This is a genomic window from Streptosporangium sp. LJ11, assembly GCF_051918945.1.
GTDB lineage: Bacteria > Actinomycetota > Actinomycetes > Streptosporangiales > Streptosporangiaceae > Streptosporangium.
Genome location: NZ_JBPXMB010000035.1, coordinates 1 through 15,106, shown reverse-complemented (window position 1 = coordinate 15,106; position 15,106 = coordinate 1). Strand labels below are relative to the sequence as shown.

The window sequence follows — 15,106 nt, the reverse complement described above, 5'->3', positions numbered from 1 at the left end:
GAGCCTGCGGAAACGGGGGGTACGACGTGCGCCGGCGTTGTCGGCGCACGGGTCGCGCGGGGACGTCGAACCGGTGGCACCCACGGTGCGATCACGGGAACCCTGCGCGCGGATACGGGTGTGCGCGCCGCCGGACAGGGAGTCCGCGGAGCCGCCGGCCGGTGTGGTTCATCCCCCTCACCACGCGCGACAGCGCAAGCGTCATCAGATCGGAGCAAACAACGTGAAACCGCTGACCACCAGCGCGTTTGACCTTCCTGACCACCTCTCCCCCAAGGCCGACCCGGCGCTGATCGCCGGCGACGAGCAGCACTTCGCGGCCATCGCGGACAGCCTCGAGCGGTCGATCGCCGACCTGTCCGACCGTCTCGACGCCGAGCGCAGGGCACCCGGCGGCAAGGGCCGGCAGGTGCTGGACCGGGACCTGGAGATCCACCGGCTGACCGTTCGGCTGCGCGCGCTGCGTCGCTTCGGCCTGGACCTGTGCCTCGGGCACATGGTCGGCGCGGACGACCCCGAGCCCGTGCACATCGGGCGGCTCGGCCTCACCGACAGCGCGGGCCGCCGGCTGCTGCTCGACTGGCGCTCCCCCGCGGCCGAGCCGTTCTTCGGAGCCACCCACGCCAACCCGATGGGGCTGGCGAGCCGCCGCAGGTATCGCTGGACCCGCGGCAGGATCAGCGACTACTGGGACGAGGTGTTCACCTCGGACGGGTTCGAAGGGCACGCCGCGCTCGACGACCAGTCCGCCTTCATCGCCAGCCTGGGCGGCAACCGGTCGCCCCGGATGCGGGACGTGCTCGGCACCATCCAGGCCGACCAGGACGCCATCATCCGTGCGGGATCTCGTGGCGCTCTCGTCGTCGACGGCGGTCCGGGCACGGGCAAGACCGTCGTGGCTCTGCACCGCTCCGCCTACCTCCTCTACTCCGACCCTCGCCTCGGTCACCGCCGGGGCGGCGTGCTGTTCGTCGGTCCGCACCAGCCCTACCTGGCCTACGTCGCCGACGTCCTGCCCAGCCTCGGAGAGGAGGGCGTGCAGACCTGCACCCTGCGAGACCTCGTCGCCGAGGGAGCCGCGGCGGCGGTCGAGGCCGACTCGGAGGTGGCCCTGCTGAAGTCGTCCGCGGACCTGGTGAAGGCGATCGAGCCGGCCGTCAGGTTCTACGAGAACCCGCCCGGCAAGGGGATGACGGTCACGACCCCCTGGTCCGACATCTGGCTGAGCGCCGAGGACTGGGCCGAGGCGTTCGAGGCACCGGAACCCGGTACTCCGCACAACGAGGCGCGCGACCGGATCTGGGAGGAACTGCTCACGATCCTGACGGACAAGCACGAGGGCGAGGTCTCGGCCGACCTGCTGCGCAGGTCACTGCTGCGGGACAGGGAGCTGCTCACGACCTTCAACCGCGCGTGGCCGCTGATCGAGGCGGCCGACCTCGTCGGGGACCTGTGGTCGGTACCGGCCTACCTGCGGATGTGCGCCCCCTGGCTCAGCCCCGACGACCTCCGGAAGCTGCGGCGTGAGGACGCCCAGGCCTGGACGGTGTCCGACCTGCCGTTCCTGGACGCGGCACGGCAGCGGCTCGGCGACCCGGAGGCGGCGCGGCGCAGGCGCCGCCACGAGGCCGCTGTCGCCACCGAGCGCGAGCACATGGCCACCGTCGTCGAGGCCCTGCTCGAGGCCGACGACGACGGCGAGGGTGCGGTGACGATGCTGCGCGGACAGGACATGAAGGACGCCCTGGTCGACGAGACCGCGCCGCCCGGCACCGAACCGGACCTGCTCGCCGGACCGTTCGCGCACATCGTCGTGGACGAGGCGCAGGAACTGACCGACGCGGAGTGGCAGATGTTGCTGCTCCGCTGCCCGTCCCGGAGCTTCACCATCGTCGGGGACCGCGCCCAGGCCAGGCGCGGGTTCACCGAGTCGTGGCGGGAACGGCTCGAGCGGATCGGGCTCGACCGGATCGACCTGGCCTCCCTGAGCGTCAACTACCGGACGCCGGAGGAGATCATGGCGGAAGCCGAGCCGGTCATCCGGGCCGTGCTCCCGGACGCCAACGTGCCCATCTCCATCCGCAGCAGCGACGTCCCCGTCGTACACGGATCCGCTGCGGATCTGGGCTCGATCCTCGACACCTGGCTCGCCGCGCATGCCGACGGGATCGCCTGTGTCATCGGCGATCCCACGTTCCGGGCGACGTCCCGCGTCCGGTCGCTGACCCCGGAGCTGTCGAAGGGGCTCGAGTTCGACCTGGTCGTCCTCGTCGACCCGGAGGCGTTCGGCGCGGGCATCGAGGGAGCGGTCGACCGCTATGTCGCCATGACCCGGGCGACCGGGCAACTCGTCATCCTCACGAGTTCCTGACGCCGGCCGCACCCGCTACGGCGAGGCCGCCATCTCACGCGCCGCCGCGGTCGTGAACAGCACCGCGGGGACCGCGGGGACACCGCCCGGGACAGGGAATCTAGTGGTGGCCGTGGGGCCAATGGTGGTGGTGTCCGGGCCAGGGGTGATGGTGATGGTGGTGGCTGGGCCAATGGTGGTGGTGGCCGGGCCAGGGGTGATGGTGATGGTGGTGGCCGTGCCAGGGGTGATGGTGTCCGGGCCAATGGTGGTGATGGCCGGGCCAGGGGTGATGGTGGTGATGGCCGGGAGGGGGATCGCTCAGAAGGAGGTGCACCTGAGCGGCTTCCCGGACTGCCGCGCTCGCCCCGGCGGGCTGAGCCGTCATCGCCATGGCGATGACGAAACCGGAAGCCGTCAATGCGCCGGCGGTGAGAGCCTGCTTGAACATGAAAGATCACTCCGTGTCTGATGTCGGGCCCGGCCTGCTTTCACGGCTGACAAAACGCCAATGCAGTTTCCGGAAATATGTTGAATCGACGTCACGTAAAACGCTAGTTCCCGGACATCCGGACGTTCACCCCACATAACACAAAGCCTTGGTCCGGGATCACCACTGAGAAGAAAGCCGGGGTGACACAAGGGCGGAGGCCATGAGCCCACCCTCGGCAACAAACCTGACTTAAGCCCTGATATCCGTTCAAATAGGAAAGAGTGGAACCAGTCCTCTACCTTTGCACCTACCGGCCGATACCGGTGGCTCATTGAATCGGCGACAATGCCACATATCACCATATTGTTAGCTTTACTGGTAATCCGCGAATGGGCGATGACCGCATCCGGCACATCATGGGCGATCATCCCGTGCGGCGCACGGCGATGGCTCGCCCGCCGCGACAGGCGTGTCCACGGCCGGCCGGACGCGCCGGATGAAGCCTGCGCGGTCGGGCCGGGCCCCGTCGTCCCGGTGGATCACGCTCCGGCGGGTTTCCGCACGGCCCTCGCGCGAGGTGCCTGAAGCCCTCGGCCCGCGACCCGGGCCGCCTGCCCCGGACAGGGCAAGGTGACAGAAAATTATCCAAGGCGTCCACGCGCAGCTCAGTGGTCGAAAACCCGGGGAATTACCGATCTTCGGGAAAGCTTCCCGGCACTTCGCGGAATGGGACGAAGTCATGAGGGTAATCGGCGGCTCAGTCGAAGATGCACAACCTTTGGAGGGCATCGATGAGTGAGTATTCCACCGGGGCGGGGGAGCGCCCAGGCCAGAGCCAGGATTTCCAGAGCACGGCTCAGCACGCCAGGTCCGCCGCCGGAGAGGTGGCCGATACCGCCAAGGGGCAGACGCAGGCAGTGGCCGGAGAGGTCAAGCAGCAGGCCCGGCAGGTGGTCGACCGGCTACGGAACCGGGTCGGCGACCAGGCGCAGCACCAGAGCCAGCGCGCCGCCCAGGGAATCCGCCAGTGGGCCGACGACCTGGCCTCGATGGGCGAGGTCGCCAAGCCCGACTCGCCGGTCTCCGGTGTGGTGCAGCAGGTCGCCGACGGCGGGCGGCGGGCGGCCGACTACCTGGACCAGCACGGCCTGACCGGGGTGGTCCAGGAGGTCCAGAGCTTCGCGCGCCGTCGTCCTGGAGCGTTCCTGGCCGGTGCGGCCGCCGTGGGCTTCCTCATCGGCAGGGTCGCCAAGGTGTCGGGGAACACCGACTCGGCGAGCTCTCCCGGCTCGAGGGCCGGCAGCCCGTACGGGCCGGGGACCTACACCCCGGCTCCGGCCGCCACCGTGCCGCCTGCTCCGGTCCGGCCGCCGGTCCAGCCACCGGTCTCGGCCCGGCCCGCGCCGGTCACCGCCCAGCCGCCGGTGCAGCCGCCGGTCGAGCCGTATCCCGGCCGGCCGATCACACCGCAGGAGGAGTTCGGCGGCTCCGCAACCACGCCCGCGCCCAGGAGTCCGGGCGGTGAGGTCCGATGACCCACCCCGGTCCCGGGGCGCGGGAACCGTCGCTGGGAGAGCTGGTCGGGGAGATCGGCGAGGACCTGTCCAAACTGGTCCGCCAGGAACTGCTGCTGGCCAAGGCCGAGGTCCGCGAGGAGGCGGGCAAGGCGGCCGGGCTGCTCGGCGGAGCGGGGTTCGCCGGATACATGGTCGCCGTCCTGGTGACGCTGGCCGTCATGTTCGGCCTGGGCAACGTGATGGACCTGGGCTGGGCCGCGCTCATCGTCGCCGTCATCTGGGCGGCGGCCGGTGCGGCCCTGTACGTGACCGGGCGCGCCCGGCTGCGCCAGGTCTCCCCCAAGCCGGAACGTACCGTTGAAACGCTCAAGGAGGATGCGCGATGGGCGCGAGACCTGACGAGATAAGGGCCGAGATCGACGCCACCCGGGCCGAGCTGGCCGCGGACGTGGAGCGTCTCGCCGACCGCACCAGCCCGGCGCGGATCGCGCGGCGGCGCACCGACAACGTGCGCCGGCGCCTGCGGTCGGTGCGCGAGCGGGTGATGGGGACGCCGTCCCACGCCGCCCACACGGTCGGCAGGCAGGCGTCGTACGCCGCGGACAGCGTGCGCGACACGGCCTCCGGCACGGCCGAGACCGTCCGCGAAGTCGCCTCCGACACCGCCGGCACCGTCAAGCACGGTGCCCAGCAGGCCGCCGAGGTGGTCCAGAACGCGCCGCGGCAGGCGATGCGCAGCACGCAGGGCAACCCGCTGGCGGCCGGGGTGATCGCTTTCGGCGCCGGGTTGCTGGCGGCCGCCCTCATTCCCAGGACCGAGGCCGAGGAGCGCGCCGCGGGACAGCTCATGGAGCAGGCCGACGGGGTGATCCAGCCGGTCAGGCAGGCGGTGCAGGAGTCGGCCCAGACCCTCGGCCATGAGGCGAGGGAAGCGGCTCAGCAGGCCGCCCAGCAGGTCAAGGAGACCGCCGCGGAGGCCGCGCACCGGACGGGCGACCACGCTCGCGAGCAGGCCCGGCAGGTGGGCGAACACGCCCGCTCCACCCCCGGTCACCAGTAGGAACGGATCCGACCACCGCCGCCCCCGTTTTCGGGGGCGGCGGTACCCCCGAGGGAGGCGGTGCCCCCATGTCCGGCCACGACACGCGACGCCCGACCGCCGGCGCCGAACGCGCGACGGGAGAGCACAGGGCTCCGGGAAGCCCCACCGAACTACCCAGACAGTCGTGGTGGGCGGTACTCAAACGCACCGTCAAGGAGTTTCAGCAGGACAACCTGACCGACTGGGCCGCCGCGCTGACCTACTACGCGGTGCTGTCGATCTTCCCGGCGCTGCTGGCCGTGGTCTCGCTGCTCGGCCTGTTCGGCGAGTCCGCCACCAAGCCCCTCATCGACAACCTCGGCGCCCTGGCCCCGGGACCCGCCAAGCAGATCCTCGACACCGTGCTGCAGGCCCTGCAGAGCAACCAGCGCGCGGCCGGGATCGCGACCCTCATCGGTATCGCCGTCGCCCTCTGGTCCGCCTCGGGGTACGTCGGCGCCTTCATGCGCGCCGCCAACGTCATGTACGAGATGCCCGAGGGCAGGCCTATCTGGAAGACCCTGCCGCTGCGCCTGGCCATCACCGCCGTCCTGGTGGTCCTGATGGCGGCCGGCTCGGTCGCGGTCGTGTTCACCGGCGGGCTCGCCGAGCAGGCGGGAAAGGTCCTGGGAGTCGGGCAGAGCGCGCTGACCGTCTGGGGCATCGCCAAATGGCCCGTGCTGGTCGTCGTCGTGATGGGCATTCTGGCCCTGCTGTACTGGGCGGCGCCCAACGTCCGGCACCCGGGTTTTCGCTGGCTCACCCCCGGCAGCGCCCTCGCCGTCGTGCTGTGGATCGTCGCCTCCGCCGCGTTCGGCTTCTACGTGGCCAACTTCGGCGCCTACAACAAGACCTACGCCGCCCTGTCAGGGGTCATCGTCTTCCTGATCTGGTTGTGGATCTCCAACGTCGCGGTGCTTCTCGGCGTGGAGTTCGACGCCGAGCTCGCCCGCGGCCGAGCCATCGAGGCGGGGCAGCCGGAGGGGCGGGAACCCTACGTCGAGCCTCGCGACACCCGCACGTTCGACCAGGATCAGGGGTCGTCATAGGCCTTCGCCGCCTCCGGCGTGATGGCGTGGCGCGGCCACTCGCCGGAGCCGCGGGTGCCGGCCTCGGCCGCTGTTTCCCCCACCGGTCCCCGAGGACCGAATGGACGCCGCCTGAAACAATCCGGTCAATGATCCGGTTGGCACATGGCGTGACCGCGAGGAGGTGGCGTCGTGCCGGGTGATCGAACTGCGCCGCAGGTGCAGAGCTGGCGCCTGGGGCCGGTGCGGGTGCTGCGTGTCATCGGTGAGCTGGACGCCGTGACGGTCCCGGGCGTCGCGGTGAAGTTCGATGAGGCGCTGCTCACCTTCGACGACCTGTCGCTGGTCGTCGACCTCACCCAGGTGACCTTCATCGCCTCGGTCGGGGTGGGCGCCCTGGTGGAGATGCGGCGGAAAGTCCACCGGCGCCGGGGGCGCCTGATCGTGGTCCTTCCCCCGCAGGGGCGTGCGCGCCGTCTCTTCGTGTTGACGCGCATGGTGGATCACTTCGAGGTTCGCCTGACCCTGCCCGAGGCGGTGAGCGCCCTGCGACAGCAGGACCCGAGCCCCCTTCTCGAAGAGGGGATGAGGCCGGATCGGGAGCCGACACCGCCGGCGACGCCGATCCCGGGAGGTCCCGCCGGCTGAACCGGCCCGGCGCCGGCGACATCGGTGATCTTCTAGGCGGGCACCACGATGGGAGTTCCGGCGACCGGGTCGGGGACGATCACGCAGGCAAGGCCGAAGACCTTCTCGACCAGTTCGGCGGTGATCACCTCGGCCGGGGGGCCCTCGGCGACGACGGCGCCGCCGGCCATGGCGATGATGTGGTCGCAGAAGCGGCAGGCGAGGTTGAGGTCGTGCAATACCGCGACGATGGTCTTGCCGGACTCGGCGTTGAGCCTGCGCAACAGCCGGAGCAGCTCCACCTGGTGGTTGATGTCCAGGAACGTGGTGGGCTCGTCGAGCAGCAGCAGGTCGGTGTCCTGGGCCAGCGCCATGGCGACCCAGACCCGCTGCCGCTGCCCGCCGGAGAGAGCGCGCAGCGGGCGGTCGATCAGGTCGGCCGTGTCCGTCGCGGCCAGGGCCCGGGTCACCGCCTCGTGGTCACGGTCGGTCCACCGGCGAAACCAGCCCTGGTGCGGGTAGCGGCCGCGGGAGACCAGGTCGGCGACCGTGATGCCGTCGGGCGCCACGGGGGTCTGCGGCAGCAGGCCGAGCACCTTGGCCACGTCCAGGGTGCTCAGGTCGCCGAGCGCCCTGTCGTCGAGATACACGGCTCCCCGGCGCGGTCTGACGAGCCGGGCCAGGCCGCGCAGCAGCGTCGACTTGCCGCAGGCGTTGGCGCCGACGATCGCGGTGATCTTCCCGTCGAGCACGGAGAGGTCGAGGTCGGTGATGACGGCTCGATCGTCGTAGCCCAGGGACAGGCCTTCGGCGCGGAGGCGGCTCATCCGCCTGCTCCTTGTCTGTTCGTGGTGGCCAGCAGCCACAACAGGTACGGTGCGCCGACCGCGCCGGTGACCACACCGGTGGGCAGCGCGCTCGGCAGCAGATGGACGGCGATCAGATCGGCGGTGAGCAGGACCACCGCGCCCACCAGGGCGGCGGCGACCACGCCGCCGGTGGCGGGGCCGAGCAGCCGGTTGGCGATGGGTCCCGCGACGAGCGCGACGAAGATCAGGGGCCCGGCCGCCGCGACGGCCAGCGCGACCAGGACCACGGCGGTGGCCAGCAGGCCCGCGCGGGCGAGCTCGGTGGGCACGCCCAGCCCTCGCGCGGCGTCGTCGCCGAGTTCGAGCACGCGAAGCTGCCGTTGCAGCAGCATGGACAGGGGCAGCAGGACAACCAGCGCGACGAGCAGCAGCCGCAGCTCGGTGTCACTGGCCTGCCCGACCGAACCGGTCAGCCAGTGCATCGCCTGGCGCGCCTCGAACAGCTGGGCGCGGGTCAGCACGAACCCGGTGAGGCCCTCGAAGAAGGCCGCCATGCCGATGCCGATCAGGATGAAGCGGTAGCCGCTCACCCCGTCGCGCCAGGCGAGCACGTACATCAGCAGCGCGGCCACGACGGCCCCGCCCAACGCGAGCCCGGCGATGGCGATCCCGCCGGCCTGCAGGAACACGATGCCGGTGACCGCGGCCAGGCCGGCGCCGGAGGAGATGCCCACGAAGTCGGGTGAGGCGAGGGGATTGCGGAGCAGTTGCTGGAAGATCGTCCCGGACGCGCCGAGGGCGAGCCCGACCGAGAGCGCGGTCGCGGCGGTGGGGAGCCGCAGTCCCAGCACGACGAAGTCGAGGCTCGGGTCGTCGATCGTGCCCAGCAGCGACCCGAGCACCTCGGCGGCCGAAAGACGGAAGCTGCCCACCATCATGGTCACCACGAACAGGGTGGCGACGGTCGCGGCCAGCGCGGAGATCACCACCACGATCCGGGCCGTGCGGCCGCGCCGGGTGGCGCGGACGGTGTCGGAGACGGTCGTGAAGGCGTCGTGAGTCGTGGCCATCTCGTCATACCTCCGACAGCCGGCCGTAGCGCACGATCACCACGAAGACCGGCGCGCCGAGCACTCCGAGGACCACGCCGACCTGCAGTTCCCCGGGGGCGCCCGCGACCCGGCCGAGCACGTCGGCCAGCAGCAGCACGACAGGCGCCAGCAGCATCGAGTACGGCAGGACCCAGCGGTGGTCCGGGCCGCAGAGCGCCCGCGCGAGGTGCGGCACCACCAGCCCGATGAACACGATCGGCCCGCAGGCCGCCGTGGCCGCGCCGGCGAGTATCGCGACGACCCCGAAGGCGACGGCCCTGGTGAGGCCGACCCGCTGGCCGAGCCCGCGCGCGACGTCCTCGCCGAGCGCGAGCCCGTTGAGCGCCCTGCCCAGGCACAGTGCCGCCGCCAGGCCCGCCAGCAGGAACGGCGCGACCCCGGTCAGGATCGGCGCGTACCGACCGGCGAGCGACCCGACCTGCCAGAAACGCAGCTCGTTCAGCGCGTCGACGTTGGTCATGATGATGCCCGTGGTGACGGAGCCGAGGCCGGCGGTGACCGCCGCGCCGGCCAGGGCCAGCTTGACGGGGGTGGCGCCCTCACGGCCCAGCGACGCGATCGCGTACCCCAGCAGGGTCGCGACGATCGCGCCCGCGAAGGCGAACCACACGTACACGCCCACCCCCCGGATTCCCAGGACCGTGAACGCGAAGACCACCAGGACGGCCGCGCCGGAGTTGATCCCCATGATGCCGGCGTCGGCCAGCGGGTTGCGCGTGACCGCCTGCAGGATCGCGCCCGCGACGCCCAGGGCCGCACCCACCAGGACGCCCAGGAGCGTACGCGGCACGCGCAGTTCCAGGGTCACCGTACCGGTGATCGACTCGTCGGCGCCGAGGCCGCCCAGTGCCCGCAGCACATCGGGCAGGCCGATGTCGCGCGAGCCGAGGGTCACGCTGAGGAAGGCCACCGCGGCGAGCAGGGCGCAGAGCGCGACGAGCCCGAGTCCGAGGACCGGGGCCCGTCGTATCGAAAGCGTGCTGGGCATCGAAGAGGATCAGTCGCCGAGGTTCTCGTCAGCGACCTTGACCGCCTCGGTGAGCTTGTCCACCTCGGTGGCGAAGTCGCCGAACGTGTGCAGCCAGTACGCCGGCCACGCCGCCACCGCACCGGCCTTGGCCGCCTTGATCTTGAACCAGGTGGGCTGCTTCCTGCCCCACTCGGCGTTGGCCGTGGGCGTGAAGGACCTGCCGTCCCACAGAATCAGGTCAGGCTGGTACTTGTCGGCGTTCTCCCAGCTGAGGTTCTCCCAGTACGGGAAACCCGCGTCCGGCTTGGCGGGATTGATCACCTTCAGGCCCCAGCGCTGGAAGTCCAGCAGCTCGGGCGCGTACTCGGGGTTGGCGGCGTACAGCTTGTCGTCGGCGGGCGACATGCCGAGGGCCGTCAGCCCGGGCTTGCCCGCGACCGCCGCCTTGAACTTCTCGACGGACTCCTCGAAACGCTTCTTGTTCGCGGCGATCTCGGGAGCGTCCACCTTGGCGCCCAGGCTCTTGGCGAGGCTCTCGTATCCCTCGGCCAGGTCCTCGATGGATTTGCCCTGGGAGACGCCCACCACCGGAGCCAGCTCGGCGAGCTTCTTGCTCTTCTCGTCGACCCCCTCCTCCAGGCCGCTGTGCGCCTTCTCGGCCGGCCACCAGTCCGCGACGATCAGATCCGGCCGCAACGCGGCCGCCTTCTCCACGTCGATCTTGCCCCACTCCTGGCCGAGGAGCTCGATCCCGGAAAGGTCGAGGTCCTTCAGGTTGGGGTCGGTCTTGACCGACTCGTCGGCGTAGACGCCGACCGGCTTGATGCCGAACGACATCAGCGCGGCCGCCTCACCCGCGTGCGCGATGATCCGGGTGGGGGTCCTGTCGGCCTTGACCGTCTCACCGGAGCCGTCGGTGAACGACCACGGGCCGGACGACGAGGGCTGTGCGCCCGGGGAGTTCTGCGTGCCCGGGGAGTTCTGTGCACCGCAACCGGTGAGCGCAAGGCCCAACGCCGCCACGGCGAGAACCCGACGCGACGTGCGCATGCGGTGTTCCTATCTCGCAAAGGGAAACTTCGCGACAAAGTTAGGTTAGGCTAACCAAAATAGCAAATCCAGGTCGGTGTGCCTGATCTCGCATTTCCCATCGCACACCTGCCACCCGCTCCGCGGTCACGGCCCGCTCGCGAACTCCCCGGCACGTTCCAGGAGGGCGCGGACCTCCTCGGCCTCCGGAACACCGAGTTCCCGGTAGAGACGGAAAGCCAGCCGCCCATGCTCCCCGGCCTGCCCCGGGCGCCCGAGCGCGAGATGGGCACGCGCGAGCCCGTCGTGAGCGCGCGCCCGCTCCGGCCGGTTACGCGTCACGTCGGCGAGCGCGAGCGCGGCCGCGTGCTCCTCGGCCGCCCGGGCCGGGTCGCCCGCCGCCTCGGCCAGCCCGTTGAGCGCGGCCGCCTCGTCGGCGGCGTTGCCGAGCCTGCGGTAGAGGGCCGCCGCCTGCTCATGGCGCATCCGTGCCTGGTCGAACTCGCCCTGGTGGCGGAGAACGACACCGAGATGGTTGAGGATCACCGCCTCTCCGGCGGGGTTGCCGACCTTGCGATGGAGCGCCAGCGCCAGATCGAGATGGCGCCGGGCCTCCTGCGGGCGGCCGGCCCGATCGAGGACGAGGGCGAGGATGCCCAGCACGTGAGCCTCCCCCCAGGTGTCGGCGCCGATCCGGGTGAGGTCGAGCGCCTGCTTGAGGTACTGCTCCGCCCGCTCGTCCCACCGCCGCCGCAGGGCCACGTTGCCCAGTGTGAGCAGCGCCCGCGCCCGTTCGCGGGCCTCCTCGCACACCTCGAGAGCCTGGTGGGCGTGCTCCTCGGCCCGCTCGTACTCGCCGAGCCGCCAGTAGGTCCACGCCAGGTCGGTGAGCGCTCGCGCCTGAACCGCGCGGTCGCCGAGCCTGCGGCTGCGCTGGAGCGTCAGGGTGTGGAGCGTGAGCGCGTCGTCGTGGTGCGCCTGCCGGTCGAGGAAGGGGCGCATCGTCAGAGCCAGGAAACCGAGACAGATCTCGGGCCCGTGGACGGCGGTCGCGATGATGTTGGCACGCTCGGCGTCGAGCCAGGCGAGCGCCTCCGCGGCGTCGCGGACGGGCGCGACCGCAGCGGCCGGCTGCGGGATGCCCTCCCGCCGGCCGACGCTGTCGGGGAAGAGACGGTCCATCGCCGCCCGGGAGCGGTGCAGGTAGTAGGCGAGCAGCCGCATGACGGCACCGTCGTCCTCCGCGATCGAGCGGGCATGCTCGCGCAGCAGGTCGTGAAAGGTGTACCGGCCCGGTTCGAGCTGCAGGAGCATGTGGGCGTCGAGAAGACCCTCCAGAAGCTCCTCCGCCTCCTCCTCCGAGCTCCCCGCCAGCGCGGCCGCGCCGCACGGATCGATGTCGCGGCCCGGCACCAGCCCGAGCAGGCGGAACATGCGCTGCTCGGCCTCGTCCAGCTGCTCGTAGGACAGGGCGAAGGCCGCCGACACCCCGTCCAGAAGCCGTCGATGCTCCCGCAGCCGGCCCGCCAGGTAGGACACGCTCCAGCGCGGACGGTGCTGCAGGCGGGCAGCCGAGATCCGGATGGCGAGCGGCAGGTGCCCGCACAACCGCAACACCTCGCGTACGGCCTCCGGCTCACGGTGGGCGCGCTCGCCCACGATCCGCCCGAACAGCCCGGCGGCGTCCTCCTCCCCCAGCACGTCGACCGACAGGGCGTGGGCGCCGTCCAGATCGACGAGCCGCCGCCTGCTGGTGATCAGAACGAGGGTGTCGGAACGCCCCGGCAGCAAAGGACGCACGTGCTCGGCGTCGAAGGCGTTGTCCAGCACGACCAGCACGCGGCGATCGGCCAGCTCGGCACGCCACAGAGCGCCCCGCTCGACCGGCGTGACCGGGATACGGTCGGCGGGCACCCCGAGCTGGCGAAGGAGGGCCTCCAGCGCGGCGGCGGCCTCGATCGGCTCTTGGCCCGCGGTGTGCGCCTGCAGGTCGATGAAGAGCCGCCCGTCCGGATGGCGAGCGGCCAGCCGGTGGGCCGCGTGGACGGCGAGCGCGGTCTTACCGATCCCGGCCATGCCGTCGATCGTGACGACCCCCGGCCCGCGATGCTCACCCACGAGCCGCTCCAGCTCGACATTCCGCCCGGAAAAATCAGAAATGTCATAAGGCAAGAAGGTGGAGCGACGCGGCGAGCCGGAAGCCACCGGCCCCACCGGCACCGCGTCGGCCACCGCCGGTACCGCGTCGGCCAACCGCAAAGCCGGATCATCCACCAGGACCGCCCGCTCCAGCCCGGCGAAGGCACGCCCAGGATCGAGCCCCTGCTCCTCCGCCAGAGCCGCGCGATAGGAACGCGCCGCCGCCAGGGCGTCGGCCTGCCGCCCCGCCCGGTGCAAGGCCAGGACGAGGTGGCCGTTGAGCTTCTCGCGGAGCGGAGCGGCACTCACCTGAGCGGCGAGCTCGTCGAGCAGACCGCCGTGCCGCCCGGCGGCGAGCTCGGCCTCCACCAGGCGCTCGTACGCCGACAGCCGCCGGTCACCCCAGAGCTCCCGGGCACCGCTGACATAGTGCGCGTGCACATCCTCCAGCGCCTCGCCACACCACAGATCCAGAGCCCCGCGCAGCTCCCCCGCGGCCACCAGCTCGGTGAACTCCCGCACGTCGAGCTGCCCGGGCTCGGGCTGCGCGACGTAGCCGCCGGCACGCGTCTCGAGAAGCCCTGCCGCTCCCACACCGCGCAACACCTTGCGGATCGCGGTGACCGAGGCGTGGATCTGCGATCGGGCGGTGTCCGGCCGATCATGACCCCACATCGCCTCGATCAGCCGCTCGATGCCGATCACCCGGCCGCCGTTGAGCAGAAGATAGGCCAGAACAGCCCGATGACGTGGAGCGATACCCGTCACAGGCACACCGTCGACGATCACCTGGACGGGACCGAGAAGGGTGAAACGCAGCATCGTCCCTCCAGCAACGTCGCATCGCGCGCGCATAGCGAATGTATCAATCCGGGCAGCCACTCTGATCTCACACGAACCGGGACGAAGGAAACACCATGGAAGCCCGCATGAAGAACCCCGCCACGCTCATCCCCGCCGCCGGCCGGCCCATCCAGGAGCTGATGAAGGCCGCCCAGTCGCAGGGCCTGCCCCAGGAGCTCATGGAGATGATCCACCTGCGGGTCAGCCAGATCAACGGCTGCAGCTTCTGCGTCGACGCCGGCCTGAAGAACCTGCGCAAGCTCGGCGAGAGCGACGAGCGCATCGGCCTGGTCGCCGCCTGGCGCGAGGCCCCGTACTACACCGACACCGAGCGGGCCGCGCTGGAGCTGGCGGAGGCCTCGACCCGGCTGGCCGACCGCGACGACGCCGTCTCCGACGAGGTCTGGAACAACGCCGCCGACCACTTCGACGAGCGGCAGCTGGCCTCGATCCTGCTGATGACCGCCGTCACCAACCTCTTCAACCGCCTGAACGCCCCGATCCGGCAGATCGCCGGCAGCTGGTGAGCGCCGGCCCTCGCGCAGGAGGCACCGCCATGTCCGTCGCCCGCTCACACCGCTACTCCGTCGCCGACGCCGACCTGGAGGAGTTCCTGGCCCGCCGGAGCTCGCTGATCGCGACCGTCCGGGAGGGACACCCCGGGCTCACCCGCGCCGTGCTGATCCACCTCGAGGACGGCACCTACACCGACATCTGGCACTGGGAGACCGCCGAGCAGATGGGCGCCGCGTTCGCCGCCCTGCCCACCTTCCCGGAGGCGCCGCTGGCCATGGCCCTGACCAAGGACGACACCGCCCTGAACGGCCAGGTCGTCGACGAGCGCTGAGACCTGCCGGCGGCCGGCTCCCGGATCTCCTGGCCGGGCCCTCGCTCCTCTCCCCGGCGCGAGCACGACCGGGCGCGCCGGTCGTGCCGGTCGTGCCGGTCGTGCCGGCCGCGCCGGCCGCGCCGGCCGCGCCGCGGACGCCTCGGGAGAAGGAGCCGGCCGTCGACGGGCCGGTCAGGCCCAGGGGTCGAAGGGGATGCCGCCGGGCTTGGAGCGCGAGAGGAGGTCCCCGAACCTGCCGTCGTTGATCTTTATGGTCGCGGAGCCGAAGTTCGCGTTCATCAGCCTGTCGCGCAGCCAAGTACTGGGCCAGCCGTTCCA

At 71.3% G+C, this 15,106-nt stretch carries 14 protein-coding genes; 9 read left to right on the top strand and 5 right to left on the bottom strand.

Annotation, left to right across the window (positions count from 1 at the left end; all coding sequences use genetic code 11):
• The first annotated feature begins 223 nt into the window (after window positions 1-223).
• The 7 genes from helR to ACTOQ3_RS37430 all read left to right on the top strand — a co-directional run bounded on the left by helR (window position 224) and on the right by ACTOQ3_RS37430 (window position 7,057).
• Complete coding sequence (helR, locus tag ACTOQ3_RS37460) at window positions 224-2,371, top strand: RNA polymerase recycling motor ATPase HelR (RefSeq protein WP_440088327.1); 2,148 nt, start codon at window positions 224-226, stop codon at window positions 2,369-2,371.
• 106 nt (window positions 2,372-2,477) lie between these two features.
• A complete protein-coding gene (locus ACTOQ3_RS37455; RefSeq protein WP_440088326.1) occupies window positions 2,478-2,822 on the top strand; it encodes a hypothetical protein in 345 nt (114 codons plus the stop codon).
• Window positions 2,823-3,574: 752 nt separating this feature from the next.
• Window positions 3,575-4,318, top strand: a complete 744-nt coding sequence (locus tag ACTOQ3_RS37450; RefSeq protein WP_440088324.1) for a hypothetical protein — start codon at window positions 3,575-3,577, stop codon at window positions 4,316-4,318.
• Complete coding sequence (locus ACTOQ3_RS37445) at window positions 4,315-4,707, top strand: phage holin family protein (protein WP_440088323.1); 393 nt, start codon at window positions 4,315-4,317, stop codon at window positions 4,705-4,707. The genes ACTOQ3_RS37450 and ACTOQ3_RS37445 overlap by 4 nt, the downstream gene beginning before the upstream one ends.
• Entirely contained in the window at window positions 4,683-5,360 is a 678-nt protein-coding gene (locus ACTOQ3_RS37440; protein WP_440088322.1) for a DUF3618 domain-containing protein, read from the top strand. The genes ACTOQ3_RS37445 and ACTOQ3_RS37440 overlap by 25 nt, the downstream gene beginning before the upstream one ends.
• A gap of 68 nt (window positions 5,361-5,428) precedes the next feature.
• Entirely contained in the window at window positions 5,429-6,430 is a 1,002-nt protein-coding gene (locus tag ACTOQ3_RS37435; protein ID WP_440088320.1) for a YihY/virulence factor BrkB family protein, read from the top strand.
• 171 nt (window positions 6,431-6,601) lie between these two features.
• Complete coding sequence (locus ACTOQ3_RS37430; protein ID WP_440088319.1) at window positions 6,602-7,057, top strand: STAS domain-containing protein; 456 nt, start codon at window positions 6,602-6,604, stop codon at window positions 7,055-7,057.
• A 32-nt stretch (window positions 7,058-7,089) separates the two neighbouring features.
• Here the strand turns inward: ACTOQ3_RS37430 and ACTOQ3_RS37425 are convergent, their stop codons facing one another.
• The 5 genes from ACTOQ3_RS37425 to ACTOQ3_RS37405 all read right to left on the bottom strand — a co-directional run bounded on the left by ACTOQ3_RS37425 (window position 7,090) and on the right by ACTOQ3_RS37405 (window position 13,917).
• Window positions 7,090-7,863, bottom strand: a complete 774-nt coding sequence (locus tag ACTOQ3_RS37425) for an ABC transporter ATP-binding protein (RefSeq protein ID WP_440088317.1) — start codon at window positions 7,861-7,863, stop codon at window positions 7,090-7,092.
• On the bottom strand, window positions 7,860-8,915 hold the full coding sequence (locus tag ACTOQ3_RS37420; protein ID WP_440088316.1) for a FecCD family ABC transporter permease: 1,056 nt from the start codon (window positions 8,913-8,915) through the stop codon (window positions 7,860-7,862). The genes ACTOQ3_RS37425 and ACTOQ3_RS37420 overlap by 4 nt, the downstream gene beginning before the upstream one ends.
• A 4-nt stretch (window positions 8,916-8,919) precedes the next feature.
• Entirely contained in the window at window positions 8,920-9,945 is a 1,026-nt protein-coding gene (locus tag ACTOQ3_RS37415) for a FecCD family ABC transporter permease (RefSeq protein ID WP_440088315.1), read from the bottom strand.
• 9 nt (window positions 9,946-9,954) lie between these two features.
• Entirely contained in the window at window positions 9,955-10,977 is a 1,023-nt protein-coding gene (locus ACTOQ3_RS37410; RefSeq protein WP_440088314.1) for an ABC transporter substrate-binding protein, read from the bottom strand.
• Window positions 10,978-11,103: 126 nt separating this feature from the next.
• A complete protein-coding gene (locus ACTOQ3_RS37405) occupies window positions 11,104-13,917 on the bottom strand; it encodes a BTAD domain-containing putative transcriptional regulator (RefSeq protein WP_440088313.1) in 2,814 nt (937 codons plus the stop codon).
• 95 nt (window positions 13,918-14,012) lie between these two features.
• On the opposite strand from ACTOQ3_RS37405, the gene ACTOQ3_RS37400 reads away from it, so the two are divergent.
• Window positions 14,013-14,465 carry a carboxymuconolactone decarboxylase family protein gene (locus tag ACTOQ3_RS37400; protein WP_440088311.1) on the top strand — a complete coding sequence of 151 codons (453 nt, stop codon included), beginning with the start codon at window positions 14,013-14,015 and terminating at the stop codon, window positions 14,463-14,465.
• Window positions 14,466-14,494: 29 nt separating this feature from the next.
• The gene (locus ACTOQ3_RS37395) at window positions 14,495-14,785 is read left to right on the top strand and encodes a hypothetical protein (RefSeq protein WP_440088310.1); all 291 of its coding nucleotides are present in this window, start codon (window positions 14,495-14,497) and stop codon (window positions 14,783-14,785) included.
• The last annotated feature ends 321 nt before the right edge of the window (window positions 14,786-15,106 follow it).